Raw genomic sequence first — 23,696 nt, forward strand, 5'->3', positions numbered from 1 at the left:
TCGTGACTCCTGGCCCCCTGCGTCCGCAGGAGAACATCTGGGCGTCGCGCGCGGCGGAGATGGCAGCGATCTTCATGGTCGGCGACGGCTTGATCGGCTTGCTCCAACCCCGCCGCCACGTCGATCTCTGGAAGGACGATGCGCTCGGGACCGAGAAAGTCGTGAAGCCGTTCGTCGACCGTCCCGGCCGCCGTCGCCTCTACGCCGTCGTGCAGATCGCCGCCGGTCTCGCCTTGGCCGCACGCCAGAAGCGATGACCCTGCCGCGGTGGCCCCTGCTGGCACTGGCGCTCGCAGGCTGCGGTTCGAGCCCCGACTCCGGCACCACCAGCCAGATCGCCAGCGGCGAACGCGTCTTTCGTCAGTGCACCGCCTGCCACACAATCGGGCAATATGCGGGCGATACCGATGGGCCGAACCTCTACGACGTTATGGGCGGCCCGATCGGCGAGCGACGCCCGCGCTTCTCCTACACCGCCGGGTTAAAGTCGCTCGGCGGCAACTGGGATGCAAAGCGCATGGACGCCTGGCTCACCAACCCGCGCAAGATGGTGCCCGGCACGACGATGGCCTTCGCCGGCCTCCCCGATTCAAAGGACCGCGCCGACGTCATCGCCTATTTGTCGACGCAGGGTCCCTGAACTTACGGCACCACCGTCGTGAACAGATAAGCGGCGAAGATCACGAGATGGACGACGCCCTGCAACACCGTAGTCCGCCCGGTGCCGAGCGACAGCGTCGCCACGAACAATGACAGAGCCAACAGCGTCATGCTCTTCGCGTCGATGCCAAGCGTGAGTGGCAGGTCGAGCACCAGCGACACGATCGCCACGCTCGGAATCGTCAGCCCGATCGTCGCCAGCGCCGAGCCGAGCGCGAGGTTGAGACTGGTCTGCAACCGGTTGCGCCGCGCCGACTTGTAGGCGGCAAGACTTTCGGGCGCGAGCACCAGCGCCGCGATCACCACGCCGACCACGGTAAGCGGCAGGCCGGCACCGAGCACCGCCGCCTCGATCGTCGGCGACAGCGTCTTCGCGAGCAGCACCACCGACACCAGCGCCACCAGCAGCGCGGCGAAGGCGATGCCCGTCGCGCGGCCCGATGGCGGCGCAGCGTGATCGTCCTTGTCGTCGGTCGACGGCAGGAAATAATCGCGGTGGCGTACCGTCTGCACCAGCACAAACGTACCGTAGAGGATCAGCGACACGACCGCGACGAAGATCAACTGCGACGACGCGTAGGTCGGGCCCTGCGTCGATGAGGTGTAATTCGGCAGGATCAGCGACAGCACCGCCATCGCCGCAAGCACGCCAAGCGCCGCCGTCATGCCCTTCAGCGTGAACCGCTGCTCATGATGCCGCACCGCGCCCGCGAGCAGGCAGATGCCGATGATGAAGTTGAGGATGATCATGATCGCCGCGAACACCGTGTCGCGCGCGAGCGTGGTCGCGTCACCGGCGTTGGAGAGCATCAGCGAGACGATCAGCGAGACCTCGATCACGGTGACCGCGATCGCAAGGACGAGCGTCCCGAACGGCTCGCCGACCTTGTGCGCGATGACCTCGGCGTGATGGACGGCGGCGAGCACGCTGCCGATCAGGACGATGACTGCGGCGGCGGTGCCGAGCGTGCCCATCTTGGCGAGGCCGACGAGGACGGCGAGCAGCCCCAAGCCCGGCGCGATCAGCGTCCAGATCGGCAGCGCCAGACGGTCCGGCATCGTCTCCACCACGTGTTCGTTCGGTCGGTCGGCCACTTCGATCGTCATGCATGCTCCCTCGTTCCACTTGGATAACGAATGCGCGAGGGCCGATAAGGGTCCGAGTCGGGGCGATTGCGGAGTGGTAAGGATCGGCTAGGTTGCGGCGATGCTGACTTCCGATCTCCGCGAAACGCTCGTCATGACCGTCGATGCGATGCGGGATGCTCAAGACCCGTGGTGGGTCATTTCCAGCGCGGCGGTGCGCCGATCGAGGTCGGCGATGTCGATGTGCTCATGAGCGTGGCAGATGCTCAGCGGGTAATGGATCGGGTAGGGATCGTACCTACCAATGACGGTGCGAGTGCGCTCTTCCGGTCGACGCTGTTCGGGCGGTGGGAGTCACCGCCTTTGGTAGTCGAGATCATGGCGGGGTTTCATGTTGCTACGGGGCTGGGCTGGACCGAGGTGCTGCCCCGGACGCGCGTGCCTGTCCTCGTCGAAGGGTCCGTAGTTTATGTGCCTGACCGTGCTGAACTGGCCGAGATGCTCAGGCTGTTCGGACGTCCAACGGATTTGGAACGCGTTCGGCTTTTGACTGCGCAGATTTAGCACCGGATTCGGCACCTTCCCGTGGTGCCGTTGCAACCAGGCTCGCCCCTTTCCGAAGCAAGAATGGGAGAAGCAGCAATGGGGAAATCGGCGAGGACGGGCGGATCGATCGCTCGTTGAGATTCAAGTCACAGTTCACCGTGCCCCCGCGAAGGTGGGGGTCCAAGAGTTACGACCGCTACCGCTTGGTACCCTGGGCCCCCGCTTTCGCGGGGGAACTACAGAAGAGTGGACCGCAATATCTCAGCAAACAAAAAAGGGCGCCGATCACTCGACGCCCCTCTCCGTATCTTAAACCAGTTCCGCTTAAGCAGCGTCGCCAGTTTTCTTCTTCTCCGCATAGACGCGGATCGGTTCCTTGCGGCCTTCGATCACGTCCTTGTCGATCATCACCTCGTCGACACCGTCCATCCCGGGCAGGTCAAACATCGTGTCGAGCAGGATGCTCTCCAGGATCGAGCGAAGCCCGCGCGCGCCGGTCTTGCGTTCGATGCCCTTCTTGGCGACCGAGACCAGCGCGTCGTCGGTGAAGCCGAGCGCGACGTCCTCCATCTCGAACAGCTTCTGGTACTGCTTCACCAGCGCGTTCTTCGGTTCCTTCAGGATCTTCACCAGCGCGTCGACGTCGAGATCCTCGAGCGTCGCAATTACCGGCAGACGGCCGACGAACTCGGGGATAAGCCCGAACTTCAACAGATCCTCAGGCTCAACCGACTTCAGCGTCTCGCCCGTCTTGCGCTCGTCCGGCCCGGCGACATACGCGCCGAAACCGATCGACTTACCCTGGAGGCGATCGCCGATGATCTTCTCGAGACCCGAGAACGCACCGCCGCAGATGAACAGGATGTTGGTCGTATCCACCTGCAGGAATTCCTGCTGCGGATGCTTGCGCCCACCCTGCGGCGGCACCGACGCGGTGGTGCCTTCCATCAGCTTGAGCAACGCCTGCTGCACGCCCTCGCCCGACACGTCGCGCGTGATCGAGGGGTTCTCGGCCTTGCGCGAAATCTTGTCGATCTCGTCGATGTAGACGATCCCGCGCTGCGCCCGCTCGACGTTGTAGTCGGACGCCTGGAGCAGCTTGAGGATGATGTTCTCGACATCCTCGCCGACGTAACCCGCCTCGGTGAGTGTCGTCGCATCGGCCATCGTGAACGGCACGTCGAGGATGCGGGCGAGCGTCTGCGCGAGCAGCGTCTTGCCGCACCCGGTCGGCCCGACGAGCAGGATGTTCGACTTGGACAGCTCGACATCGGCACCCTTGGCGCCGTGGTTGAGCCGCTTGTAGTGATTGTGCACCGCCACCGACAGGACGCGCTTGGCGCGCTTCTGGCCGATCACGTAATCGTCGAGGACGTCGCAGATCTCCTGCGGAGTCGGCACGCCGCCGTCCTTCTTGGACACCAGCGCCGACTTCGTCTCCTCACGGATGATGTCGTTGCATAGCTCGACGCACTCGTCGCAGATGAAGACCGTCGGCCCGGCGATCAACTTGCGGACCTCGTGCTGCGACTTCCCGCAGAACGAGCAATAGAGGGTGCTCTTCGAGTCGCCACCGCTCAGCTTCGTCATTCAATCACCTCTCGCGCATGTCGGTGCACGTGCCGTTTCCGGGGCCGCTACCGTAACGCACCCCGGAGTTCCTACAATCAAATAAACCGGCGGGGTTTACGATTCACCCCATGCCAGTGTCGTTCAGGCGGGTATCAGGCAGGCTTCGGGGCATCCTCGGATACCGCCGGACGCTTGTCGAACACCTCGTCGATCAGACCGAAATCCTTCGCTTCGTTCGCTTCGAGGAACGTATCGCGGTCCATCCGGCGCTCGATCTCTTCGATCGGCTGTCCGGTATACTGCGAATACAGTTCGTTCATGCGCTTGCGGATGCGCAGGATCTCGCGGGCCTGGATCTCGATGTCGCTGGCCATGCCCTGTGCACCACCCGATGGCTGATGGATCATGATGCGCGCGTTGGTCATCGCGACGCGCATGCCGGGCTCGCCGCTCGCGAGCAGGAAGCTGCCCATCGACGCGGCCTGACCGATGCAGACGGTGCCGACGCGCGGGCGGATGTACCGCATCGTGTCGTGGATCGCCATGCCCGCCGTGACGACACCGCCCGGCGAGTTGATGTACATGAAGATGTCCTTCTTCGGGTTCTCGGACTCGAGGAAGAGCAGCTGCGCGGTGATCAGCGAGGCCATGCCGTCCTCGACGCCGCCGGTTACGAAGATGATGCGCTCGCGGAGCAGGCGCGAGAAGATGTCGAACGAACGCTCGCCGCGGTTCGACTGCTCGATGACGATGGGAACCAGGCCTGCTTGCGTCTGCTGCAGGCCGAGCCCGGCGCTGGCCAACGGGCTCGCGAAATCGCCGGTCTCGAACGGATTGTGCATGGAAATCTCTCTTATGCCCCAGTGAACCGCTAACATCGGCGGTCCGGGAGGGGAGTTCAAGCCCTGCTAAGCCCTCGCCCCTCCGGGGAGAGGGAGGGGCCCGCCCGCGCTTGCGGGTGGGAGGGTGAGGGGATGTTGGCGCGCACCAACCGCCCCTCACCCTCCCGTCGCCAAGTGGCTCCTCCTTCCCTCTCCCCGGAGGGGCGAGGGAGTCAGATGCCCGGGGCGGGGTAGGCCAGGTAGGCCAGGCGGCGGACTTCGCGGCGGCCGCGGACGACCGTGTCGAGGATCAGGCCGGTGAAGACGTTGAGCGCGGCGAAGATGCCGAGGCCGGTGATCAGGATCGCGGTCGGGAAGCGTGGGACCTGATGGATCTCGATGTAGGTGAGCACCAGCGGGATGCCGAGGATCAGTGCGAGCAGGCCGAACACGCTGCCGATCGCGCCGAAAAACCAGAGCGGACGCTCGATCCGGTAGAGCGTCATGATCGTGCGGAGGATGCGCCAGCCGTCGCCATAGGTGCTGAGCTTCGATTCGGAGCCTTCGGGGCGCGCGTAATAAGGCGTTTCGACCTCGCCGATCGGCATCTTGAGTTCGAGCGCGTGGACGCTGATCTCCGTCTCGATCTCGAACCCGGCCGACAGCGACGGGAAGCTCTTCACGAACCGGCGCGAGAAGACGCGGTAGCCCGAGAGGATGTCGGTGAAGCTGCGACCGAACAGGCGGGCGAGCATGCCGGTCAGCAGCGCGTTGCCGAAGCGGTGTCCGCGGCGGTAGCTTTCCTGGACCTGGCTGATGCGCGAGCCGACGACCATGTCGAGTTGCTCGTCGAGGACGCGCTTTACCAGATTCGGGGCGGAGGCGGCGTCGTAGGTCGCGTCGCCGTCGGCCATGACGTAGATGTCGGCGTCGATGTCAGCGAACATGCGGCGGACGACCGCGCCCTTGCCCTGGATGCGTTCGGTGCGGACGACCGCGCCCGCGGCGCGCGCGACCTCGATCGTGCGATCGGCGCTGTTGTTGTCGTAGACATAGATGGTGGCACCGGGCAGCGCATCGCGGAACCCGGCGATCGTCTGCGCGATCGCCGCTTCTTCGTTGTAGCACGGGAGCAGGACGGCGATTCTCGGTTCGGTCATGCCCTGCCCTTGCGGAGTTGAAGACGGTATTTCAGTCACCGAACAACCCTAAAATGCACTTCCCCGGCGGAGGCCGGGGCCCAATCGGGACAGGTCCATAACGAAGCATCGCGCATCGTTACAGCTACCTTTCCAATTGGACCCCGGCCTACGCCGGGGAGGTGACCCGGTTGGGTGGAGCGCCTCACTTACTGAGGCGCTCACACTTGCGTTACGCCTCGGTCTTGGTCGGAGCCTTCTTCGCGCGCGGCTTCTTCGCCGGTGCGTCGGCAGCTTCGGTGCCCTCTGCGTTCTCGGCAGCAACCGGCGACGACTCCGTCACGGCGGTCTCCGCTTCGACAGGAGCCGCCTTCTTCTTGGCAGGCGCCTTCTTCGCAGGCTTGGCCTCTTCCGTCGCGTCCGAAGCAGGTGCCTCGCCCGTCACGGCGTCATCCGAAGCAGTCTCGTCCGACGCTGGCTTGGCCTTCTTGGCTGCGGCCTTCTTCTTCGGCTTGTGGTTGTCGTGATCATGCGTGTGCGTGCCGCTGGCGAAACCGTCCTCGCTCTCGATCGCGGCCTCGAGCTCCTCGCGCGTGGCTTCGCGGTCGGTGATCTCGGCCTTCTCGAACAGGAAGTCGACGACCTTGTCCTCGTACAGCGGCGCGCGCAGCTGGGCAGCGGCCATCGGCTCCTGCTGGACGTACTGCATGAACTGCTGGCGCTGCTCGGCCGGATACTGCTGCGCGGCCTGGGCGAGCAGACGCTGCATTTCCTGGTTCGAAACCTCGACGCCGTTCGCCTGGCCGATCTCGGACAGGAGCAGGCCAAGGCGCACGCGCCGCTCGGCGATCTTGCGGTAATCGTCGCGCTCGCCTTCCATCTCGGCCATCGCGGCCTCCGGATCGGCCTCGTGCGTGGCTTCGTGCTGGAGCTGCGACCAGATCTGGTTGAACTCGGCTTCGACCATCGACGGCGGCACTTCGAAGTCGTGACCCTCGGCGAGCTGGTCGAGCAGCTTGCGCTTCATGTGCGTGCGCGTGAGACCGTTATGCTCCTGCTCTATCTGACCCTTCAACAGCCCCGTGAGCTGCTCGAGGCTCTCGAGACCGAGCGACTTCGCCAGATCCTCGTCAATCTTGCTCTCGCCCGCGGTCTTCACAGACTTGACGGTGATGTCGAACGTCGCCGGCTGGCCCGCGAGCGACTTCTCCTGATACTCCTCGGGGAAGGTCACGTTCAGGACCTTGTCGTCGCCGGTCTTCACGCCGACGAGCTGATCCTCGAAGCCGGGGATGAGACGACCCGAACCGAGCTCGACGCCCATGTCGGTGCCGGTGCCGCCGTCGAACGCGACGCCGTCGGCGGTCTTGCCGACGAAATCGACGGTGACGAGATCGCCCATCGCCGCGGCGTAATCGTCGGCTGCGTCGTCCCACTTCTTCTGCTGGTCGGCGAACTTCTGGAGCTGCTCGGTGACCGCGTCGTCGGCGACGGGCACGGTCAGGCGCTCGAGCTTGATGCCGTCGATCGCAGGTGCGGGAACCTGCGGGAGGACCTCCATCTCGACCTTGACCACGGCGTCCTTGCCGAGGTCATAGCCGTCTTCGAGCTCGACCGAAGGCTGCATCGCAGGGCGAAGCTGCTTCTCGGCGACGAGCGTCTGGACGCTCTCCTGGATCGCCGCGTTCAGCGCGTCCTGCGTCAGCGCCGGGCCGTGCATCTTGCGGATGAGGTTCGCCGGCACCTTGCCCGGACGGAAGCCCGGCATCTTCATCTGCGGCGCGAGGCGCTTCAGCTCGACATCGACCTTGGCATCGATATCCTTCGCGGTGATGGTGAGCGTAAAGGCGCGCTTGAGGCCCTCGTTCAACGTCTCGACAGTCTGCATGTCCGGCCTTTGTCTAAAAGAGCATTCAGGATAATTCTTCGGGCGGTCGCCTCGCCTGCGCGGCGGGCTGGTGCGGGCGAAGGGACTCGAACCCCCACATCTTGCGATACTTGGACCTAAACCAAGCGCGTCTACCAGTTCCGCCACGCCCGCACAGGACATCGCCGTAGCGGGCGCGTCTATACCAACGTTGCATGCCGGGGCAAGCAGATAGGCAACTCCCGATGATTACAGGCGTTGAACACCCAGAAGGAGAGACATCATGGCTACTCAACCCCCGGCAGAATTTCCGACGCCGTCATCGCCCGTCGAGCCGACCGCGCCGCCGCCCGAGTTCAATCCGCCAGCACCCGACATCGACGTGCCAGCACCGGGCACACCGTCGAACGATCCCGCACCCGTCCAGCCGGAGTTTTGAGCATGAGTAATCCGCATTCCGGCACGAACCCCGAAACGCTCCCCGAGGATCGTGACGACGACACCCGCAGCGACATCGAACAGGCGGTGGAGTCGCGCTCCGACGCGGTCGAGCGCGGCGAAGGCGGCGACGAACCCGAGACGTTCACCGACAGCGGCCTGCATGATGGCGTCGGTGGGACCGGTGGCGTCGTGAAGAACCAGGACGACGACGCGCAGTAAGCGTTAAGAGGTCGGCAGATGGTGGTAGGTGCGATACGCATCGACCGCCATCAACAGGCCTGAGATTTCCGCCATCGAGAACAGGAACGAGCGTTCACCGCCGTTTTGCGCCGATATCTTGAATGGCCATGACGGTGTTCCCTCACCCACATACAGTTTGGCATTAGCATTCAATAGTGGCGCGGCGATCGCAAACCCGACGGTCTCGGACCTCAAGCAGGCAAAGCCCCTCGAACATGATGCCCTGACGCGCGCAATCCGTTGCGCCGCGACCGCGCGCGGTCCCGCGGGCGTTGCATAATTGGCCGTATTCCAATTCGCCCAGCCATAGTCGCGATACCGTATCCTGACATACGCCTGATACGCGGTACGGCCCGTCGTCTTGTCGATAAAAGCTCGAAGAAAGACGTCATCGAGCGCGGGCCCCAGCAGCGGCTTTCGTTCGACGAATCCGTTCGCCGTGGTGATCGTCGCAACAGTGTCTAAAGCGTCGTCCTGAAGCGTTGTTCGGGCCTGGAACTGCGCCGGCGTCATCGCCGCGAGCCGCCGCTCGCCGCTGGACTGGCTTGATGCAGCCGACGGCTGACCGATGACGAGCGTCAGGATCGCGACCGTCATTGTCCATCTGGTCGCCATCTGCCGCCTCCCCGTCTCAGTGAAGCGCGTTCGACTTACACGCGCAATCCGTGGGAACGGCAATCCGGCCGGTTTCGGATCGGTCCTTTTTCGCGCGTCGTCCGCCCGCGCGTCGGTCAGCACCGATACAGGTTGCCGCGACTACGCTAAGATACTGCATTCACCTCTGTTTCAGGACCCGTCGATCTTCACGCTGCCCAACTCCAGCCAACTGCACACGCTGTATGTCGCGCTCGGCATCGCCGTCGTCGTGCTCGTCGTCGCGCAGCGCATTCCGATCGTGCGGACGCTGGTGAATATCGGCATGACGCTCGTGCTGGTCGGCTTGCTGTTCGTCGCGGTCGACCAACGGCGCCAGTTCGACCCGTATGTCGGCAAGATCGCGCGGTTCCTGAAGATCGAGGACCAGCAGGTGGTCGGCGGCGAGGTCCGTATCCGGATGTCGCCGGATGGCCATTTCTGGGCGCGGGCGACGATCGACGGGGTCAGTCGTCGACTGCTGATCGATAGCGGGGCGACGATTACCGCGATTTCAGAGCAGACGGCAGACGCTGCGGGAATCGACGCGAGCGTTGGGGTTGTGCCGATCGTGTTGCAGACCGCCAATGGGTCTATCGCGGCGAAGACAGGCAAGATCGCCAATTTGCGGCTAGGCGCGATCGTCGCGCGGGACTTGCAGGTGGTGGTGTCGCCGGCGTTTGGCGAGACGAACGTGCTGGGGATGAACTTCCTTTCGCGGCTTGCCTCGTGGCGGGTGGAGGATAACACGCTGATCCTAGTGCCGCATCATCCGCAGAAGGTGGATGGGTAAGGCTTCTCCGCTCTCGGTTTCTCCCCAACCCCACCCAACTACCGCTACCCCGGCGAAGGCCGGGGCCCAGTTGGAAAGATCGCAGTAACGAAGCGCCGCGCTCAGTCAGCAACGTCCCCCAACTGGGCCCCGGCCTTCGCCGGGGTGGTGCCTGTTGAGGGCGGGCGAACTATACTTTTCCTGTTCCCTCGCGAACGCGGGGGCCCAGGAATCAAGCAGCGTTGCGTTCCGTTACCCTGGACTCCCGCCTTCGCGGGAGAACGGAAAGGGCGGGAGACCAGCAGGTGCGGGAGAGCGAGCGAGCGAGGAAGTTGGTAGCTTTACGAAGCCACCGACTCCCCAAGCATCCCCTTCAGAACCTCGTTCACGACAGCAGGGTTAGCCTTCCCCCCCATCGCCTTCATCGTCTGGCCCACAAAGAACCCGAACAGCTTGTCCTTACCGCCCCGGTAATCCGCAACCTTGTCAGCGTTCGCCGCCATCACGTCAGCGATCACAGCCTCGATAGCCCCGGTATCGCTGGTCTGCTTCAACCCACGATCCTCGACGACCTTCGCCGCGCCGTCGCCAGTCTCGAGCATCACCTCGAACACCTGCTTGGCGAGACTACCCGACAGCGTGCCATCCGCGATCAGCCCCAGCAGTTCCGCCGCCTGCGCCGGCGACACCGGCGAGTTCTCGATGTCCTTGCCCGTGCGGTTCAGCGCGCCGAACAACTCCGAGGTCGTCCAGTTCGCCGCCGCCGCCGGCTTCACGCCCGCGTCGAGCAACGCATCGAACCAGCGTGCAGCCTCGACCTCGGCGGTCAGTACCGTCGCCTGATACGGTGCAATCCCGAGCGCCTCGTACCGCGCGCGCTTCGCGTCCGGCAGCTCGGGCAGCGAAGCCCGGCACTCGGCCAGGAACGCGTCGTCGAGCACCAGCGGCAACAGGTCGGGATCCGGGAAGTAGCGGTAATCATGCGCATCTTCCTTCGACCGCATCGAGCGCGTCTCGTTGCGATCGGGATCGTAGAGCCGCGTTTCCTGCTGAATCTTGCCGCCGGCTTCGAGCACCTCGACCTGACGCCTCGCCTCCTGCTCGACCACCGCCATCACGAAGCGCACCGAATTGACGTTCTTCGTCTCGGTCCGCGTGCCCAGCTCGTCGCCGGGCTTGCGCACGCTGACGTTGACGTCGGCGCGCATCGAGCCCTCTTCCATGTTGCCGTCGCACGACCCGACATAGCGCAGGATCGATCGCAACTTCCGCAAGTAAGCCCCTGTTTCCGCAGGCGATGCCAGATCCGGCTTCGACACGATCTCCATCAGCGCGACGCCCGACCGGTTGAGATCGACGTACGACTGGGTCGGATGCTGGTCGTGCATCAGCTTGCCGGCATCCTGCTCGACATGGATGCGCTCGACGCCGATCCGCTTGCCCGCGGCATCGGGGTTCTTCTCGTCGAGGCTGATGTCGATCGCGCCTTCACCGACGATCGGATGATAGAGCTGGCTGATCTGATAGCCCTGCGGCAGATCGGCGTAGAAGTAATTCTTACGATCGAACCGCGACCATTTGTTGATCTGCGCCTCGATCGCCATGCCGGTGCGGACCGCCTGGCGGATGCACTCGCGGTTCGGCACCGGCAGCATGCCCGGCATCGCCGCGTCGACCAGCGACACCTGCGTGTTGGGCTCCGCGCCGAACGCGGTTGCCGCACCCGAGAAGAGCTTGGCGTTCGACGTCACCTGCGCGTGCACTTCGAGGCCGACCACGACCTCCCACTCGCCAGTTTCGCCCTGGATACGATAGTCGCTCATGTTACCACCAAGCCTCTGGTCGCGCGGTAAATCCTGCTCGCTGTTCGATTGCGAGCCCTGCGTTCAGCACGCCTTGCTCGTCGAGCGGCTTGCCGATGATCTGCAGCCCGAGCGGCAGACCCTGCTTGTCGAGACCGCCCGGCACCGACATCGCCGGCAGGCCAGCGAGCGACGACGGCACGGTGAAGACATCGTTCAGGTACATCGCGATCGGATCGGCCGACTTCTCGCCGAGCGCGAACGCCGCCGACGGTGCGGTCGGCGTCAGCAGCACGTCGCACGTCTCCCAAGCCCGCTCGAAATCGCGCGCGATCAGCGTCCGGACCTTCTGCGCCTGCGTGTAATACGCGTCGTAGAAGCCGGCCGACAGCACGTAGGTGCCGATCATGATGCGGCGCTTCACCTCGGGGCCGAAGCCATCCGCACGCGTCGCGGCGTACATGTCCTGCAAGCCGGCACCGGTCGGCAGGTCGCGGATCCCGTAGCGGACGCCGTCATAGCGCGCGAGGTTCGACGAGGCCTCAGCGGGCGCGATGATGTAATAGGCCGGCAGCGCGTATTTGGTGTGTGGGAGCGAGACCTCGACGATCGTCGCACCAGCGTCCTTGAGCCAGGCGATGCCCTGCTGCCAGAGCGCCTCGATCTCCTCGGGCATCCCGTCGACGCGATATTCCTTGGGAATACCGACGCGCAGGCCATTGAGATTGCCCGACAAACCCGCTTCCCACTTCGGCACGTCGAGCTGCAAAGAGGTGCCGTCCTTGGCATCGAACCCGGCCATCGCCTCGAGCAGGATCGCGCAGTCCTTGACGTCGCGTGCCATCGGCCCCGCCTGGTCGAGCGACGAGGCGAACGCAATCGTCCCCCAGCGCGAGCAGCGGCCATAGGTCGGCTTGATGCCGCTGATGCCGGTGAAGGCGGCGGGCTGGCGGATCGAGCCGCCGGTGTCGGTGCCGGTCGCGCCGGGGCAGAGCCGTGCGGCGACCGCCGACGACGAGCCACCCGACGAGCCGCCTGGTGCCAGCGACGCATTGCCGCCATCGTTGCGCTTCCACGGCGAGATCACGTTGCCGAATGCGGACGTCTCGTTCGACGAGCCCATCGCGAACTGGTCCATGTTCAGCTTGCCGAGCATCCCCGCGCCCGCGTCCCACAAATTCTGCGAGACGGTCGACTCATAGGTCGGCGTGAAGCCTTCGAGGATGTGGCTCGCCGCGGTCGTCGTGACGCCCTTGGTGCAGAACAGGTCCTTCATGCCGATCGGCACGCCGGCCAGCGGCTTGAGCGTCTCGCCGGCTTCGCGCGCGGTATCGGCAGCAGTGGCGGCGGCGATCGCGTGGTCTGGCGTCTCGACAAGAAACGCGTTCAACGCCTTGGCCTGGCTCACCTTTACGATGAACGCATCGGCGACTTCGCGCGCCTTGAAGCTGCCATCGCGGACGCCGTCGCGGATCCCTGCGATACCGAGATCTGTAAGGTCGGTCATTATTCGATCACCTTCGGCACGGCGAAGAACCCGTGTTCGGCCACGGGCGCGTTGGCGAGAACCTGCTCGCGGATGCCGCCGCCGGTCAGCGGGTCGGCGTTGACGACGTCGTCGCGCAGCCGCAGCGTGTTGGGGATGACGGCGGTCATCGGCTCGATACCGGTCGTGTCGACCTCTTCGAGCATCTCGATCCAGTGGAGGATGTTTCCGAGTTCCGGCGCCATGCGGGCGGCGTCCTCGTCGGTGATCGCGATGCGCGCAAGGCTCGCGATCCGCTTCACGGTTGCAGTATCTACGGACATGGGCTGCGGCTAGCACCCGGCGCGGCGGGGGCGCAATATGTTTCCCGCCCATCGTCGAATCCTCCCCCGCCAGGGGGAGGTGGCTGGCACTTGCCAGACGGAGGGGGAGGCAAGGTGTAACGGATGCTCCGTGTCCTCCCCCTCCGTCGCTTCGCGCCACCTCCCCCTGGCGGGGGAGGATCGTTAGGGAGCCCGTTGCAACCTTCCCCAGCTTCCGGCACGGGAGCGGGACCGCCTGCACGGAAGGTCCCGCTTGGCCCGCAAGTTTCTTTATTTCGTCGCCGCGATGATCGTCCTCGCGATCGCCGCGCTGCTCGCCTACCGCCTGTTCGGCACGCAGTTGATGCGCGCGGTGATGGTCCCCAGCGAGACGTTCCAGGCGCAACGCGAAGCCCCGCGCAACATCTACGCGCGAAAGATCATGTGGCTCGCGCGTCCCGATGCGCCCGGCAATCCCGCGCTCTGGACGCCGCCTGGCTACACGTCCGGCAAGCCCGGCACGGGCGCGGCGATCTTCTTCATCCACCCGACCTCGTACATCAACCGCGACCATTGGAACGCGCCGATCGACGACCCCGAGACCAATGCACGGGCAGAACTGTTCTTGCGCGGTCAGGCGAGCGCGTTCAACGAAGCCGGCGACCTCTGGGCGCCGCGGTATCGCCAGGCGACGTTTGGTGCATTCCTGACCAGCGTCGCGGACAGCGAACGCGCGCTCGCACTCGCCTATGGCGACGTCTCAGCCGCCTTCGACCGGTTCCTCAAGGAGGCCGGCCCGAAGCGCCCGATCATCCTCGCCGGGCATAGCCAGGGCGCATTGCACCTCACCCGCCTGCTCCGCGACCGGATCGCCACCGACCCCAAGCTGAAGGCACGGATCGTCGCAGCCTATGTCGTCGGCTGGCCCGTCTCGCGCGCGACCGACCTGCCGCGCATGGGCCTCCCCGAATGCCGCGCCGCCGACCAGACCGGCTGCATCCTGTCGTGGGAAAGCTTTGCCGAACCCGCCGATCCCTCGCTGATCGTCGACGCGTACGACCAGACCACAGGCTTCAACGGCCAGCCGCGCAGAGGCACGCCGATGGTGTGCACCAACCCGCTGACCGGGATGCCGTACACCGCCGCGCCCGCCACCGCCAACCTCGGCACGCTCGTCCCGTCCGCGGACCTGAAGACCGCGACGATCACTGCCGGCAGCGTCCCCGCACGCTGTGCCGACCGCGGATTCCTGCTGATCGGCGAGGGCCCGAACCTCGGGCCGTACGTGCTCCCCGGCAACAACTACCACGTCTACGACTACAGCCTGTTCTGGGCGAACATCCGCGCCGACGCCAACCGCCGCCTGAAGGCCTTCCAATGATCACGCTCTCCGCCGCGCAGTTCCGCGATGCGCTCCCGAACGGCGGCCGGCTGATCGGCCTCGACGTCGGCACCAAGACGATCGGCACCGCGCTCTGCGACGCTGGCTGGTCGTTCGCGAGCCCTGCCCTGCTGATCCGCCGCACGAAATTCCAGAAGGACAAGGCCGCACTTGCCGAGATCATCAAGGCGCAGGCGGTCGTCGGCCTCGTCATCGGCCTGCCGATCAACCTCGACGGCAGCGAGAGCCCGCGCTCGCAATCGACGCGCGCGTTCGCGCAGAACCTCAAGGACATGGGCCTGCCGATCCTCCTCCAGGACGAACGCTGGTCGACCGTCGCGGTCACCCGCACGCTGATCGAACAGGACGCCAGCCGCGCCAAGCGCGCCGAACTGGTCGACAAGATGGCGGCGGCGTACATCCTCCAAGGCGCGATCGACGCGCTGGTGACCGCGCAGATTTAGCACGCCGTTAACCGTCCCTTGCCGGATGGCATGCGATGGCCTGCTCATGCCGCACGCCACCGACCAGAACAGGCCGAAGCCATGGTGGGCCACGCGCCGCTATAGCGCGCTGGTCAGCCTGCTGCTCGCGATCCCGCTGCTATGGCCGGCGATCCCGCCGCTGACCGACATCTTCGGCCATCTGGCGCGCTACACGATCGTCGCGCGGATCGGCACATCACCGTATCTGCACCAATGGTTCGCGACGCACTGGCAGCTCTCCGGCAATCTGGGCGTCGACCTGATCGCGGCCGCATTCGGTCCGGCGTTCGGCATCGTCCTCGTCACCAAGCTGACCATGATCGCGACCGCGGTGCTGACGGGCGGCGGTATGCTGCTGATCGCACGCGCGGCGCATGGTCGCCTCCCCCCGACCGCGCCGTTCGCGTTGCCGCTCGTGTTCGGCATGCCGTTCCACTACGGCTTCCTCAACTACAGCCTGTCGCTCGCGCTGGTGTTCCCCGCGATCGCGCTTTGGTTGCGTCTGGGGTTGCGGCTGGATCGCGGCATCGTCCGCGCCGCGGTCTTCGTGCCGATCGGCTTAGCAATCTGGATCACGCACCTCGCCGGCTGGGGGCTGCTCGGCCTCGTCCTGTTCGCGATCGAGCTCGCGACCGCGCGACGCGATGGCGCCCCTTATTGGCGCGCGATCATCGCCTGCCTGCCACTCGCCGCCCCGCTCGCGCTCCTGCTGCTCCAGCCGGGCGGTCCGTCGACGATCGGCATCTCGCACTGGTTCGACGGATCGCTGAAGCTGTTCTTCGTCCTCGCCGTGCTGCGCGATCAGAACGCCGTGTTCGATATCGCCAGTGCCGCGCTGCTCTACGCGCTCGTCGTGTTCGGCCTGCGCGGGATGGGCTTCCGCATGGAACCACGTCTAGCCTGCGCGGCGGCAGCGGTGTTCGCGGCATTCTGCATCATGCCCGGCATGATCATGGGCTCCGCGCTCGCCGACATGCGGGTGCTGCCCTGCGCGCTGGCGCTGGCGATCTTGTCGCTGTCGCCGACCAGCATGGCGCAGCGTACCCTCAACCTGCTGGCCATCGCCGCGGTGGCGTTCCTCGGACTGCGGCTGACGGTCCAGACGATCGGCTGGGCACGCACCGCGGTGCTACAGCAAGACCAGCTCGCCGCGCTCGACCACATCCCGCGTGGCAGCCGCGTGTTCGTGCTCGCCACGCTCCCCTGCGAGTCGACGTGGAGCAGCCACCGGATGGATCATCTCGGGCTGATGGCGATCGTCCGCCGCGACGCATTCGCCAACGGCGTGTGGGACATGCCGTCGTCGCAACTGACGGTGCATCGCCCGGACGCCGCGGGCTTCGTCTATGCCGGCAGCCAGACGCTGTTTCCCGCGGGATGCCGGTACGACGCGGAATACGACCTCCCCCACGCACTCGCGACGATGCCGCGGGCGGCGTTCGACTTCGTCTGGCTGATCGACACGCCAAGCACAGCCTGGCCAAAGGACCCCGACCTCTACCGAATATGGTCGGGCGAGCGCGGCGCGCTGTACCGGATCGCGCACACGCCCATCTGAGCCTTGCCCCCTGCCCCGCGCGCCACTATCCCGCGGCTTTAATGCGAACCTCAGATCACCGCCCCGCCGCCCTCATCGAAGGCGGCGCCGTCTTCCCGCACCGGCATCTCACCGGCATCGACGGGCTCCAGCCACACGAGATCGCGTTCCTGCTCGACGAGGCGGAGACGTGGGTCGATGCCAACCGCACGCACGCCACGCCCGACAAGAGGCTGGCGGGGCTCACCCAGATCAACGCGTTCTTCGAGAACAGCACGCGGACGCTGCTGTCGTTCGAGATCGCGGGCAAGCGGCTGGGGGCGGATGTCGTCAACATGCACGCCGCGCAGTCGAGCGTGAAGAAGGGCGAGACGCTGATCGACACCGCGATGACGCTCAACGCGATGCGCGCCGACGTGATCGTGATCCGGCATATGTCGAGCGGCGCGGTGCGGTTGATCGCGGACAAGGTCGACTGCCCGGTGCTCAACGCCGGCGATGGGCGGCATGAGCATCCTACCCAGGCGCTGCTCGACGCCTTGACGATCCGGCGGCGAAAAGGCTCGATCGCGGGCCAGCGCGTGGTGATCTGCGGCGACCTGCTGCACAGCCGCGTCGCGCGGTCGAACATCCTCGCCCTCACCGCGCTTGCCGCGGAGGTCCGCGTTTGCGCGCCGTCGACGCTGATGCCGCCAATGATCGAGCGGATGGGCGTCACCGCGTTCACCGATTTCGACAAGGCGCTGGAGGGTGCGGACGTGGTGATGATGCTGCGGTTGCAGAACGAGCGGATGGATGGCGCCTACGTGCCCTCCACGCGCGAGTATCGGCTGCGCTACGGCCTGACGCTCGACCGGCTGGCCAAGGCCGCGCCCGAGGCACTGGTAATGCACCCCGGCCCGATGAACCGCGGCGTCGAGATCGATTCGGCGGTTGCCGATCACGCCCGCTCGGCGATCACCGAGCAGGTCGAGATGGGGGTCGCGGTCCGCATGGCCTGCCTCGACGTGCTGACCCGAAGAGCGCGCGGCGTGGAGGGTTGGGCATGATCCTCGCACTCACCAACGCCACGCTCGTCTGCCCCGTCGGCGGCGTGACGAAGGGCAATCTTCTGGTCCGCGACGGCGTGATCGTCGCGACCGGGATCGTCGACATTCCGGCCGATGCCGAAGTGATCGATTGCGCTGGCAAGACCATAGCGCCGGGGATCGTCGATCTCGGCGTGGCCAAGGTCGATCGCGCCGCGTTCCGGGCCGGTGGGATCGTCCGGATCGGCCTGATGCCCGATCAGTCGCCCGTGCTGGACGACCCCGGCATCGTCCAGCGTGCGGCGCTGATCGGCAAGCCCGACCTCTGGATTCACCCGATCGCCGCCGCCACGCGCGGGCTCGAAGGCCATGATCTTGCCGAGATGGCGATCTGTCTCTCGGCGGGCGCGAAGGCGGTCGGCACGGGCAAGCACTGGATCGCCGATAGTGGCGTGATGCGGCGCGTGCTGGCCTATGCGCGCGATCTCGACGTAACGGTGATCGCGCATGCCGAGGATGGTGGCCTCACCGCCGGCGCAGTCGCGACCGAAGGCGAGACGGCGACGCGGCTCGGCCTCCCCGCCGCGCCGGCGGTGGCCGAGGCGCTGGCGATCGCACGCGACCTGATGCTCGCCGAGGATACCGGCGCGCGGATCCACATCCGCCAGGTGACTACGGCGGCCGGGTTCGACCTGATCCGCGCGGCAAAGCGTCGCGGCGTGTCGGTGACCTGCGGGGTCACGCCCGCGCATCTCCATTTGTCGGAGATCGCGGTCAGCGACTTCCGCTCGTTTGCGCTGCTCTCGCCGCCACTTCGCGCGGACAGCGACCGGCGTGCGGCATTGGCGGCGATCGCGGACGGAACGATCGATGTGCTGTGCTCGGGCCACGAGCCACGCGGGCCAGAGGAGAAGCGACTGCCGTTCACCGATTCGAGCAGCGGCATGGCGGGCGCGGAGACGCTGCTGCCGCTCGCGCTGATGCTGGTGCGCGACGAGCATCTGACGCTGGAGCGGCTGTTCGCGCTGCTGGCGCGCAACCCGGCGCGGGTGCTGGGGCTCGATACGGGGACGCTGGAGATGGGGAAGCCTGCCGACCTGATGCTGTTCGATCAACTGGCGCCTTGGCAGATCGTCGGCGAGGCGTTCAAGGCCGAGGCGGGGAATACGCCATTTGATGGGCTACCGGTACAGGGCCGGGTGTTGCGATTGTGGAAAGGTGGCCGCGAGGTTCGGTGAGGCTGGGTATACACCCACCATACCACCCCGGCGAAGGCCGGGGCCCAATTGGAAAGGTCGCTGTAACTGAGGGCAGCCCCTGAGTTACCTCCGCTCCCCAGTTGGGCCCCGGCCTTCGCCGGGGTGGTTGGCACTCTGCGGGCAGCGCCTCTAACGCGCAGCCAATTGCATCCCCGGTTTCCGCAGCCACTGCGCCATCGCATCGCCCGCGCCCATCCGGACGAAGCACGCGCCGCCCTTCGCGCGGTACTGGCGACACATCGTATCCGCCGCAGACCGACTGAAGCCACCGACCGACAAACGGTAGAAATCCTCGCCGTCCGCTTTGAAATTCATGCCGTTGGGCGTGTAGCCGGCGAGCACCGCGAACCGCTTGGCGGCACGACCCCATGCATCCCGTGCAACGCCCGCGCTGTCGAACGCCCCCAACTGCACGTACCAATGGCCGGCGGCTGGCGCCTTCACCTGATAGGCCGCGCTCGCCATGCCGCGTCCCGATGGAGCAGGCATTGCGGCGAGCTTGATCGGACCGCCCGCCGGGCGGAGCATCATCGTCGGCAGGGCCTGGACGAATTCCTGCCGTGGCCCGAACGACACCTTCGAGAAACCCGCGACAGGCGCGGCGGTTGGTACGGCAGCGACCTCTACCGGAGCCTCCACCGCAACCGGATCGGCCGCCGCAAGAGCCTGTTCGGGTGCAGCCGGCGCTCCCGGCAGCATTGGCGTAGGCGTGTTCAACGCCAGTGCAACCGGCTGGCCGCCATCCGCCGCCGCCCGCACGCCGAGCAGGCTCGCAACCTGATCCGAGGCCTTGGCGGGTTGCGCGAAGGTCGCCCATTGCTCAAGCCGCGCATCGACATCCGCAGGCGCCATGTCCGCCGCCGCGACGACGCGCGCCGATTGCCATTGCCCCGCCAGCGCGAGGCTCAGCCCGAGATTTTGGCGGACCTTCGCGCTCGTCTGCGGCGACCGCGCGACTTCCGTGAGGACCGCGATTCCGCCCGCCGTGTCGCCGGCCAGCGACATCGCCAGCCCGCGGTCGCTTGCCGGGATGATCGCTGCATTGCTGTCCAGCGTGCGCCGGGCCGCCTGCCAATCCCCCGTCGCGATCTGCGACAAGGCAAGGTTTAGCGCGGCCTTTCCATTGGCGGGCGACAGCTGAAGCGTGTCGGCGAAGGCGTGGCCCGCAGAGGTGAAACGGCCGGCCTGGAGGTAGCTCTGCCCCAGCAGCATCCGATAGGCGGCCGATTGCGGCATCAGCGCCACCGCGTGTTCGGCATAGCCAACCGCAGCCGGTCCATTGCGGCTCGCCAAGGCGGTCTGCGCCCTGCCCGCGTCACCCGCGGCACCGTTTGCAGCGCCCTTTGCCGCCAGCACGGCGCTGCGATCGCCGGCCGATGCCACGCCGCCGCCATTGGCCGCACAGCCTACCATCGTTCCGCCGAGCAGCAGAGCGGAGACGCCGCCAAGAAATAGTGCACGCGTGTTCATCGGGAAAATCCCTGTTTTAACGTTTGCGGGGCTTTGCCCGCGGCAATTGCGCGACGAGCGCATCGACTTCGGGCAGGCGGCGCAGGAATTCGTCTAGCGCCTGGATGACCAGCTGCTGCGAAGAGGTTTTGGTGACGGCGCTCGCCAGCCTGAGTTTCAGGTGCCGATCGGCATCGAGCCGCAACGTGAACGCCGCCTTCGTAACTCTGGTCTTTGCAGCGGCCTCGCGGCCGATCCGCGATGCGGCGGCAAGCGATACCGGTGTCACGGCGACCGTGCGCTGTTCGAGTTCGGTCGCCAGCGCGTCGCGTTCGATCAGCACGGACGGCATCCCGTCGCGGTCCGGCCCCTCGCCCAGGTCGTTCCAGCCGAGATCCTCGCCGACATCGGCCGGTGCCGCGCCAGTTACATCCTGAGGCCGCATGGCCGGCCGCGCGGTACCCTTGCGCGCCAGCAACGAGGGCGACAGCGATGCCATCGGTTTGGGCTGGGTCATCGCGTCACCCGACGATCCGACGGCCGAAGCCCCCGGCAGCAGGACGGATTGCCGCGGCGGCCGGCACGGCGAAGACGGTGCGTCTGAAATTTTTCTCTAGCCGGTCGCAGACATAAGTCCACAGCGCCTCGATCTCGGCGGTCGAGCGGCTCTTCGCGTCGACCTCCATGACCGTCCGGCCATCGATCATCGACGCCGCGAAATCGGTGCGCTGGTGGATGACTACCGGAGCGACCGTGCCATGCTGCGACAGCGCGAGCGTCGCGTCGGCGGTGATCCGCGCCTTGGGCGTGGCGGCATTGACGACGAAGATCAGCGGCTTGCCGGCGCGGGCGCACATGTCGACCGTCGCACCGACAGCGCGCAGATCGTGCGGGCTGGGGCGGGTCGGCACGACGATCAGTTCAGCGACCTGGATGACGCTCTGGATCGCCATCGTTATCGCCGGCGGGGTGTCGATCATCGCCAGCTTGAAGCCCTGCTGGCGGAGGATCTCGAGATCGGCGGCGAGGCGTGCGACGGTCGTCTGCGCGAAGGCGGGCTCGTCCGCGACGCGCTCGTTCCACCAGTCGGACAGCGACGCTTGCGGATCGATGTCGATCAGGACGACGGGACCGTGTCCGGCACGCTCGGCCTGGACCGCGAGATGGCCGGTCAAGGTCGTCTTCCCCGATCCCCCTTTCTGCGATGCGAACGCTAGAACGCGCATAGTCCCCGAACCCCTTTTGTCGACCGAGGGAATGCCATGCGCGGGCATAAGAATAGGTTAACGCGACGTCATAATGGGTGCATTTAGGAGTCATAATGGATGCGATCGGGGCAGAATTCCTGCCCCGCCTTCCCTTGCCGGACGAACGGCGGCATGGTGGTGCGATATTGACACGAGGTAGACCGATGAAGGCTGGGCACGGACGTTTCTGGGGTGCTGTGGTGCTGGGCAGCATGCTGGCGACGGGGGGCATGCTGACGGCGGATCGCGTGTCGGCAGCCGCGCCGGCGGGGGCCGACGTCAAGTCAGGGGTCGATGCCTGGGCAAAGGGCGATTTCGCACGCGCGGTCGGCGTCTGGCGTCCGCTCGCGATCGCCGGCGACGCCGATGCGCAATTCAATCTTGCGCAGGCGTACAAGCTCGGTCGCGGCGTGCCGCTCGACCTGACGCTGGCCGAGAGCTGGTTCCGCAAGGCGGCGATGCAGGGGCATCTCCAGGCCGAGGACAATTACGGTCTGGCGCTGTTCCAGTCGGGCAAGAAGACCGATGCGTTGCCGTGGCTCGAGAAATCGGCGGCGCGCGGCGAACCCAGGACGCAGCTCGTGCTGGGGACGATGCTGTTCAACGGCGACGGCGTGACGCGGGATTATCCGCGCGCCTATGCATTGATGAGCCGCGCTTCGGCATCGGGGCTCCAGTCCGCCTCGCAGACGCTGACGCAGATGGACCAGTATATCTCGCCGGCGGACCGCGAAAAGGGCACCGCGCTGGCGCAGCATTATGCGTTGCAGGCGCAGGCGTCGCCGCCTTCGACGCCGCCGCGATCGACAGTCGGCGTGGCTACCGTGCCTGCGTCGCGTCCCGCCGACATGCCGCGGCCCGCGAACCTGCCTGCCAGTTCGTTGCCGGCGCGTGTGCCTGCTCCGGTTCGCGAGCCCGTAGCCGCGCCATCGCCCGCAAAGCCGTCCAAGGCGGAGGTGGCCAAATCGGAAGCTGCAAAGCGGAGCGCGACCAAATCTGCCGCCCCCAAGCCAGCCGTGGTTCGCGCGACCGGAAACTGGCGGGTCCAACTCGGCGCATTCCGCGATCAGGGCAACGCGGAAACGCTGTGGAACCAAGTGCGTGGCAAGCTTCGCGGCGCCCAGCCGTTCTACGCCGAGGCGGGCAGCGTGACGCGGTTGCAGGCCGGCGGCTTCGCATCGAAGGCGGATGCGACGCGCGCCTGCTCGGCGGCGGGTGTTCCCTGCGTGATCGTCGCGCCCTGAACCTTCACGGCCGTGGCGCGGACTGCCGCGGCCCTACCGCCATATTGCGCCGACCCGCCGCATTCGCAGACGTGCGCTGCGATGCGGCAGGGATCAAATAGCCGGACCGGTCGTTTCGTTTCGACATCGACCGGGAGCTAGATGAATGATTTCGAAGACCTTGGCGCTGGCACTTGCCGGCGCAGCGCTGTTGGCCGCGTGTTCTGGCGAGCAGCCTGCGACTATCAATACCGACGCGATGGTGGATAACGGCGTGTCGTTGCGTAATCTGGCCGAGACCGAGGTTGCGGTGCCCAAGCCCGAGCAGCTGACGGTGAAGGGGCGGCTGATCCCTACCCCGTCCGATCCGACATCGCGCCACTTCCTGTTGCGTGAGCGCAAGGCGGTCGGCGGGACGATCATCGCGATCCTGCGCCAGGAGCATGACGGTAAGGTCGCTTATGCGCGCACCGAGACGGATTGCGGCAAGCGCCTGTTCCACGTGCTTGGTGTCGGCCCCAACCGTGCGTTGGTCGAGACCAACGTAGCGCATGACGGTCCGCTGCGCCCGATCAAGGGTTTGCCGTTGCGCGAGGAACTAGCGACCTATGTGTGCGACGCGAGCGGCACGCCGCTGGCGAAGGGCTGACGCGACCCTCTGATCCTCCCCCGCCAGGGGGAGGTGGCTGGCCCTTGCCAGACGGAGGGGGAGGTAAGGGA

The 23,696-nt window shown here is 66.2% G+C and carries 25 protein-coding genes and 1 tRNA gene; 13 read left to right on the forward strand and 13 right to left on the reverse strand.

The features are described 5' to 3' along the window. Positions 1–2: 2 nt before the first annotated feature. On the forward strand, positions 3–257 hold the full coding sequence (locus tag C8J43_RS16985) for a hypothetical protein (RefSeq protein ID WP_243645643.1): 255 nt from the start codon (positions 3–5) through the stop codon (positions 255–257). Then, positions 254–640, forward strand: a complete 387-nt coding sequence (locus C8J43_RS16990; protein ID WP_133031921.1) for a c-type cytochrome — start codon at positions 254–256, stop codon at positions 638–640. Before C8J43_RS16985 ends, C8J43_RS16990 begins: the two co-directional genes overlap by 4 nt. Before the next feature lie 2 nt (positions 641–642). On the opposite strand, the gene C8J43_RS16995 is transcribed toward C8J43_RS16990, so the two are convergent. Beyond that, positions 643–1,767 (reverse strand): ionic transporter y4hA, encoded by a 1,125-nt coding sequence (locus C8J43_RS16995; protein ID WP_133031922.1) that lies wholly within the window; start codon positions 1,765–1,767, stop codon positions 643–645. Positions 1,768–1,935: 168 nt separating this feature from the next. On the opposite strand from C8J43_RS16995, the gene C8J43_RS17000 reads away from it, so the two are divergent. Continuing rightward, positions 1,936–2,310, forward strand: a complete 375-nt coding sequence (locus C8J43_RS17000; protein ID WP_133031923.1) for a hypothetical protein — start codon at positions 1,936–1,938, stop codon at positions 2,308–2,310. A 306-nt stretch (positions 2,311–2,616) separates the two neighbouring features. Here the strand turns inward: C8J43_RS17000 and clpX are convergent, their stop codons facing one another. From clpX to C8J43_RS17025, 5 genes are all read right to left on the reverse strand, one after another. After that, on the reverse strand, positions 2,617–3,882 hold the full coding sequence (gene clpX / locus C8J43_RS17005; protein WP_056048170.1) for an ATP-dependent Clp protease ATP-binding subunit ClpX: 1,266 nt from the start codon (positions 3,880–3,882) through the stop codon (positions 2,617–2,619). Between the two features lie 134 nt (positions 3,883–4,016). Then, positions 4,017–4,706 (reverse strand): ATP-dependent Clp protease proteolytic subunit, encoded by a 690-nt coding sequence (locus C8J43_RS17010; RefSeq protein WP_056048165.1) that lies wholly within the window; start codon positions 4,704–4,706, stop codon positions 4,017–4,019. Positions 4,707–4,918: 212 nt separating this feature from the next. Continuing rightward, positions 4,919–5,845: a glycosyltransferase family 2 protein gene (locus C8J43_RS17015; protein WP_133031924.1), complete on the reverse strand. Its 927-nt coding sequence runs from the start codon at positions 5,843–5,845 to the stop codon at positions 4,919–4,921. A 211-nt stretch (positions 5,846–6,056) separates the two neighbouring features. Then, a complete protein-coding gene (gene tig, locus C8J43_RS17020) occupies positions 6,057–7,712 on the reverse strand; it encodes a trigger factor (protein ID WP_133031925.1) in 1,656 nt (551 codons plus the stop codon). 68 nt (positions 7,713–7,780) lie between these two features. Further along, positions 7,781–7,865 (reverse strand) — tRNA-Leu (locus C8J43_RS17025). A 109-nt stretch (positions 7,866–7,974) separates the two neighbouring features. Here C8J43_RS17025 and C8J43_RS21965 point away from each other — a divergent pair. Both C8J43_RS21965 and C8J43_RS17030 read left to right on the forward strand, forming a co-directional pair. Then, entirely contained in the window at positions 7,975–8,130 is a 156-nt protein-coding gene (locus tag C8J43_RS21965; RefSeq protein ID WP_165899661.1) for a hypothetical protein, read from the forward strand. 2 nt (positions 8,131–8,132) lie between these two features. Further along, on the forward strand, positions 8,133–8,351 hold the full coding sequence (locus tag C8J43_RS17030) for a hypothetical protein (RefSeq protein ID WP_133031926.1): 219 nt from the start codon (positions 8,133–8,135) through the stop codon (positions 8,349–8,351). A gap of 3 nt (positions 8,352–8,354) precedes the next feature. Here the strand turns inward: C8J43_RS17030 and C8J43_RS17035 are convergent, their stop codons facing one another. Next, positions 8,355–8,969 carry a hypothetical protein gene (locus C8J43_RS17035; RefSeq protein ID WP_133031927.1) on the reverse strand — a complete coding sequence of 205 codons (615 nt, stop codon included), beginning with the start codon at positions 8,967–8,969 and terminating at the stop codon, positions 8,355–8,357. Between C8J43_RS17035 and C8J43_RS22395 the strand changes: the two genes are divergently transcribed. Continuing rightward, positions 8,941–9,798 (forward strand): TIGR02281 family clan AA aspartic protease, encoded by an 858-nt coding sequence (locus C8J43_RS22395; protein ID WP_243645644.1) that lies wholly within the window; start codon positions 8,941–8,943, stop codon positions 9,796–9,798. The genes C8J43_RS17035 and C8J43_RS22395 overlap by 29 nt on opposite strands. Before the next feature lie 320 nt (positions 9,799–10,118). Here the strand turns inward: C8J43_RS22395 and gatB are convergent, their stop codons facing one another. Genes gatB through gatC form a run of 3 tightly spaced genes read right to left on the reverse strand, consistent with a single transcriptional unit; the run spans position 10,119 to position 13,388 of the window. Next, complete coding sequence (gene gatB / locus C8J43_RS17045) at positions 10,119–11,600, reverse strand: Asp-tRNA(Asn)/Glu-tRNA(Gln) amidotransferase subunit GatB (protein ID WP_133031928.1); 1,482 nt, start codon at positions 11,598–11,600, stop codon at positions 10,119–10,121. Position 11,601: 1 nt separating this feature from the next. Then, a complete protein-coding gene (gene gatA / locus C8J43_RS17050; RefSeq protein WP_133031929.1) occupies positions 11,602–13,086 on the reverse strand; it encodes an Asp-tRNA(Asn)/Glu-tRNA(Gln) amidotransferase subunit GatA in 1,485 nt (494 codons plus the stop codon). Further along, complete coding sequence (gatC, locus tag C8J43_RS17055) at positions 13,086–13,388, reverse strand: Asp-tRNA(Asn)/Glu-tRNA(Gln) amidotransferase subunit GatC (protein ID WP_133031930.1); 303 nt, start codon at positions 13,386–13,388, stop codon at positions 13,086–13,088. Before gatC ends, gatA begins: the two co-directional genes overlap by 1 nt. A 253-nt stretch (positions 13,389–13,641) precedes the next feature. Between gatC and C8J43_RS17060 the strand changes: the two genes are divergently transcribed. Genes C8J43_RS17060 through C8J43_RS17080 form a run of 5 tightly spaced genes read left to right on the forward strand, consistent with a single transcriptional unit; the run spans position 13,642 to position 19,036 of the window. Further along, positions 13,642–14,748 (forward strand): DUF3089 domain-containing protein, encoded by a 1,107-nt coding sequence (locus C8J43_RS17060; RefSeq protein ID WP_133031931.1) that lies wholly within the window; start codon positions 13,642–13,644, stop codon positions 14,746–14,748. Continuing rightward, on the forward strand, positions 14,745–15,212 hold the full coding sequence (ruvX, locus tag C8J43_RS17065) for a Holliday junction resolvase RuvX (protein ID WP_060524389.1): 468 nt from the start codon (positions 14,745–14,747) through the stop codon (positions 15,210–15,212). The genes C8J43_RS17060 and ruvX overlap by 4 nt, the downstream gene beginning before the upstream one ends. A 46-nt stretch (positions 15,213–15,258) precedes the next feature. Continuing rightward, positions 15,259–16,791 (forward strand): hypothetical protein, encoded by a 1,533-nt coding sequence (locus tag C8J43_RS17070; protein ID WP_133031932.1) that lies wholly within the window; start codon positions 15,259–15,261, stop codon positions 16,789–16,791. 41 nt (positions 16,792–16,832) lie between these two features. Next, complete coding sequence (locus C8J43_RS17075; RefSeq protein WP_133031933.1) at positions 16,833–17,819, forward strand: aspartate carbamoyltransferase catalytic subunit; 987 nt, start codon at positions 16,833–16,835, stop codon at positions 17,817–17,819. Next, a complete protein-coding gene (locus C8J43_RS17080; RefSeq protein WP_133031934.1) occupies positions 17,816–19,036 on the forward strand; it encodes a dihydroorotase in 1,221 nt (406 codons plus the stop codon). Before C8J43_RS17075 ends, C8J43_RS17080 begins: the two co-directional genes overlap by 4 nt. 150 nt (positions 19,037–19,186) lie before the next feature. Here the strand turns inward: C8J43_RS17080 and C8J43_RS17085 are convergent, their stop codons facing one another. The 3 genes from C8J43_RS17085 to C8J43_RS17095 are packed head-to-tail and all read right to left on the reverse strand — an operon-like array spanning position 19,187 to position 21,732. After that, entirely contained in the window at positions 19,187–20,527 is a 1,341-nt protein-coding gene (locus tag C8J43_RS17085; protein WP_133031935.1) for an SPOR domain-containing protein, read from the reverse strand. Positions 20,528–20,543: 16 nt separating this feature from the next. Next, positions 20,544–21,023 (reverse strand): hypothetical protein, encoded by a 480-nt coding sequence (locus tag C8J43_RS17090; RefSeq protein WP_121903386.1) that lies wholly within the window; start codon positions 21,021–21,023, stop codon positions 20,544–20,546. Positions 21,024–21,027: 4 nt separating this feature from the next. After that, a complete protein-coding gene (locus C8J43_RS17095) occupies positions 21,028–21,732 on the reverse strand; it encodes a ParA family protein (protein WP_056048126.1) in 705 nt (234 codons plus the stop codon). Between the two features lie 185 nt (positions 21,733–21,917). Here C8J43_RS17095 and C8J43_RS17100 point away from each other — a divergent pair, with 185 nt between their 5' ends. Both C8J43_RS17100 and C8J43_RS17105 read left to right on the forward strand, forming a co-directional pair. Continuing rightward, positions 21,918–22,997 carry an SPOR domain-containing protein gene (locus C8J43_RS17100; protein ID WP_347812516.1) on the forward strand — a complete coding sequence of 360 codons (1,080 nt, stop codon included), beginning with the start codon at positions 21,918–21,920 and terminating at the stop codon, positions 22,995–22,997. A gap of 145 nt (positions 22,998–23,142) precedes the next feature. Continuing rightward, positions 23,143–23,625 (forward strand): hypothetical protein, encoded by a 483-nt coding sequence (locus tag C8J43_RS17105; protein WP_133031936.1) that lies wholly within the window; start codon positions 23,143–23,145, stop codon positions 23,623–23,625. The last annotated feature ends 71 nt before the right edge of the window (positions 23,626–23,696 follow it).

It is taken from the genome of Sphingomonas sp. PP-CE-1G-424, assembly GCF_004341085.1.
Lineage (GTDB): Bacteria > Pseudomonadota > Alphaproteobacteria > Sphingomonadales > Sphingomonadaceae > Sphingomonas.

What these genes read in the sequence shown, in the direction of transcription:
- C8J43_RS16990 (WP_133031921.1), top strand. Translation starts at nt 254, where the DNA reads ATGACCCTGCCGCGGTGGCCCCTGCTGGCACTGGCGCTCGCAGGCTGC.
- C8J43_RS16995 (WP_133031922.1), bottom strand. Translation starts at nt 1,767, where the DNA reads ATGACGATCGAAGTGGCCGACCGACCGAACGAACACGTGGTGGAGACG.
- clpX (WP_056048170.1), bottom strand. Translation starts at nt 3,882, where the DNA reads ATGACGAAGCTGAGCGGTGGCGACTCGAAGAGCACCCTCTATTGCTCG.
- C8J43_RS17010 (WP_056048165.1), bottom strand. Translation starts at nt 4,706, where the DNA reads ATGCACAATCCGTTCGAGACCGGCGATTTCGCGAGCCCGTTGGCCAGC.
- C8J43_RS17015 (WP_133031924.1), bottom strand. Translation starts at nt 5,845, where the DNA reads ATGACCGAACCGAGAATCGCCGTCCTGCTCCCGTGCTACAACGAAGAA.
- tig (WP_133031925.1), bottom strand. Translation starts at nt 7,712, where the DNA reads ATGCAGACTGTCGAGACGTTGAACGAGGGCCTCAAGCGCGCCTTTACG.
- C8J43_RS21965 (WP_165899661.1), top strand. Translation starts at nt 7,975, where the DNA reads ATGGCTACTCAACCCCCGGCAGAATTTCCGACGCCGTCATCGCCCGTC.
- C8J43_RS17030 (WP_133031926.1), top strand. Translation starts at nt 8,133, where the DNA reads ATGAGTAATCCGCATTCCGGCACGAACCCCGAAACGCTCCCCGAGGAT.
- C8J43_RS22395 (WP_243645644.1), top strand. Translation starts at nt 8,941, where the DNA reads ATGACGAGCGTCAGGATCGCGACCGTCATTGTCCATCTGGTCGCCATC.
- C8J43_RS17035 (WP_133031927.1), bottom strand. Translation starts at nt 8,969, where the DNA reads ATGACGGTCGCGATCCTGACGCTCGTCATCGGTCAGCCGTCGGCTGCA.
- gatB (WP_133031928.1), bottom strand. Translation starts at nt 11,600, where the DNA reads ATGAGCGACTATCGTATCCAGGGCGAAACTGGCGAGTGGGAGGTCGTG.
- gatA (WP_133031929.1), bottom strand. Translation starts at nt 13,086, where the DNA reads ATGACCGACCTTACAGATCTCGGTATCGCAGGGATCCGCGACGGCGTC.
- gatC (WP_133031930.1), bottom strand. Translation starts at nt 13,388, where the DNA reads ATGTCCGTAGATACTGCAACCGTGAAGCGGATCGCGAGCCTTGCGCGC.
- ruvX (WP_060524389.1), top strand. Translation starts at nt 14,745, where the DNA reads ATGATCACGCTCTCCGCCGCGCAGTTCCGCGATGCGCTCCCGAACGGC.
- C8J43_RS17070 (WP_133031932.1), top strand. Translation starts at nt 15,259, where the DNA reads ATGCCGCACGCCACCGACCAGAACAGGCCGAAGCCATGGTGGGCCACG.
- C8J43_RS17075 (WP_133031933.1), top strand. Translation starts at nt 16,833, where the DNA reads ATGCGAACCTCAGATCACCGCCCCGCCGCCCTCATCGAAGGCGGCGCC.
- C8J43_RS17080 (WP_133031934.1), top strand. Translation starts at nt 17,816, where the DNA reads ATGATCCTCGCACTCACCAACGCCACGCTCGTCTGCCCCGTCGGCGGC.
- C8J43_RS17085 (WP_133031935.1), bottom strand. Translation starts at nt 20,527, where the DNA reads ATGAACACGCGTGCACTATTTCTTGGCGGCGTCTCCGCTCTGCTGCTC.
- C8J43_RS17090 (WP_121903386.1), bottom strand. Translation starts at nt 21,023, where the DNA reads ATGACCCAGCCCAAACCGATGGCATCGCTGTCGCCCTCGTTGCTGGCG.
- C8J43_RS17095 (WP_056048126.1), bottom strand. Translation starts at nt 21,732, where the DNA reads ATGCGCGTTCTAGCGTTCGCATCGCAGAAAGGGGGATCGGGGAAGACG.
- C8J43_RS17100 (WP_347812516.1), top strand. Translation starts at nt 21,918, where the DNA reads ATGAAGGCTGGGCACGGACGTTTCTGGGGTGCTGTGGTGCTGGGCAGC.
- C8J43_RS17105 (WP_133031936.1), top strand. Translation starts at nt 23,143, where the DNA reads ATGATTTCGAAGACCTTGGCGCTGGCACTTGCCGGCGCAGCGCTGTTG.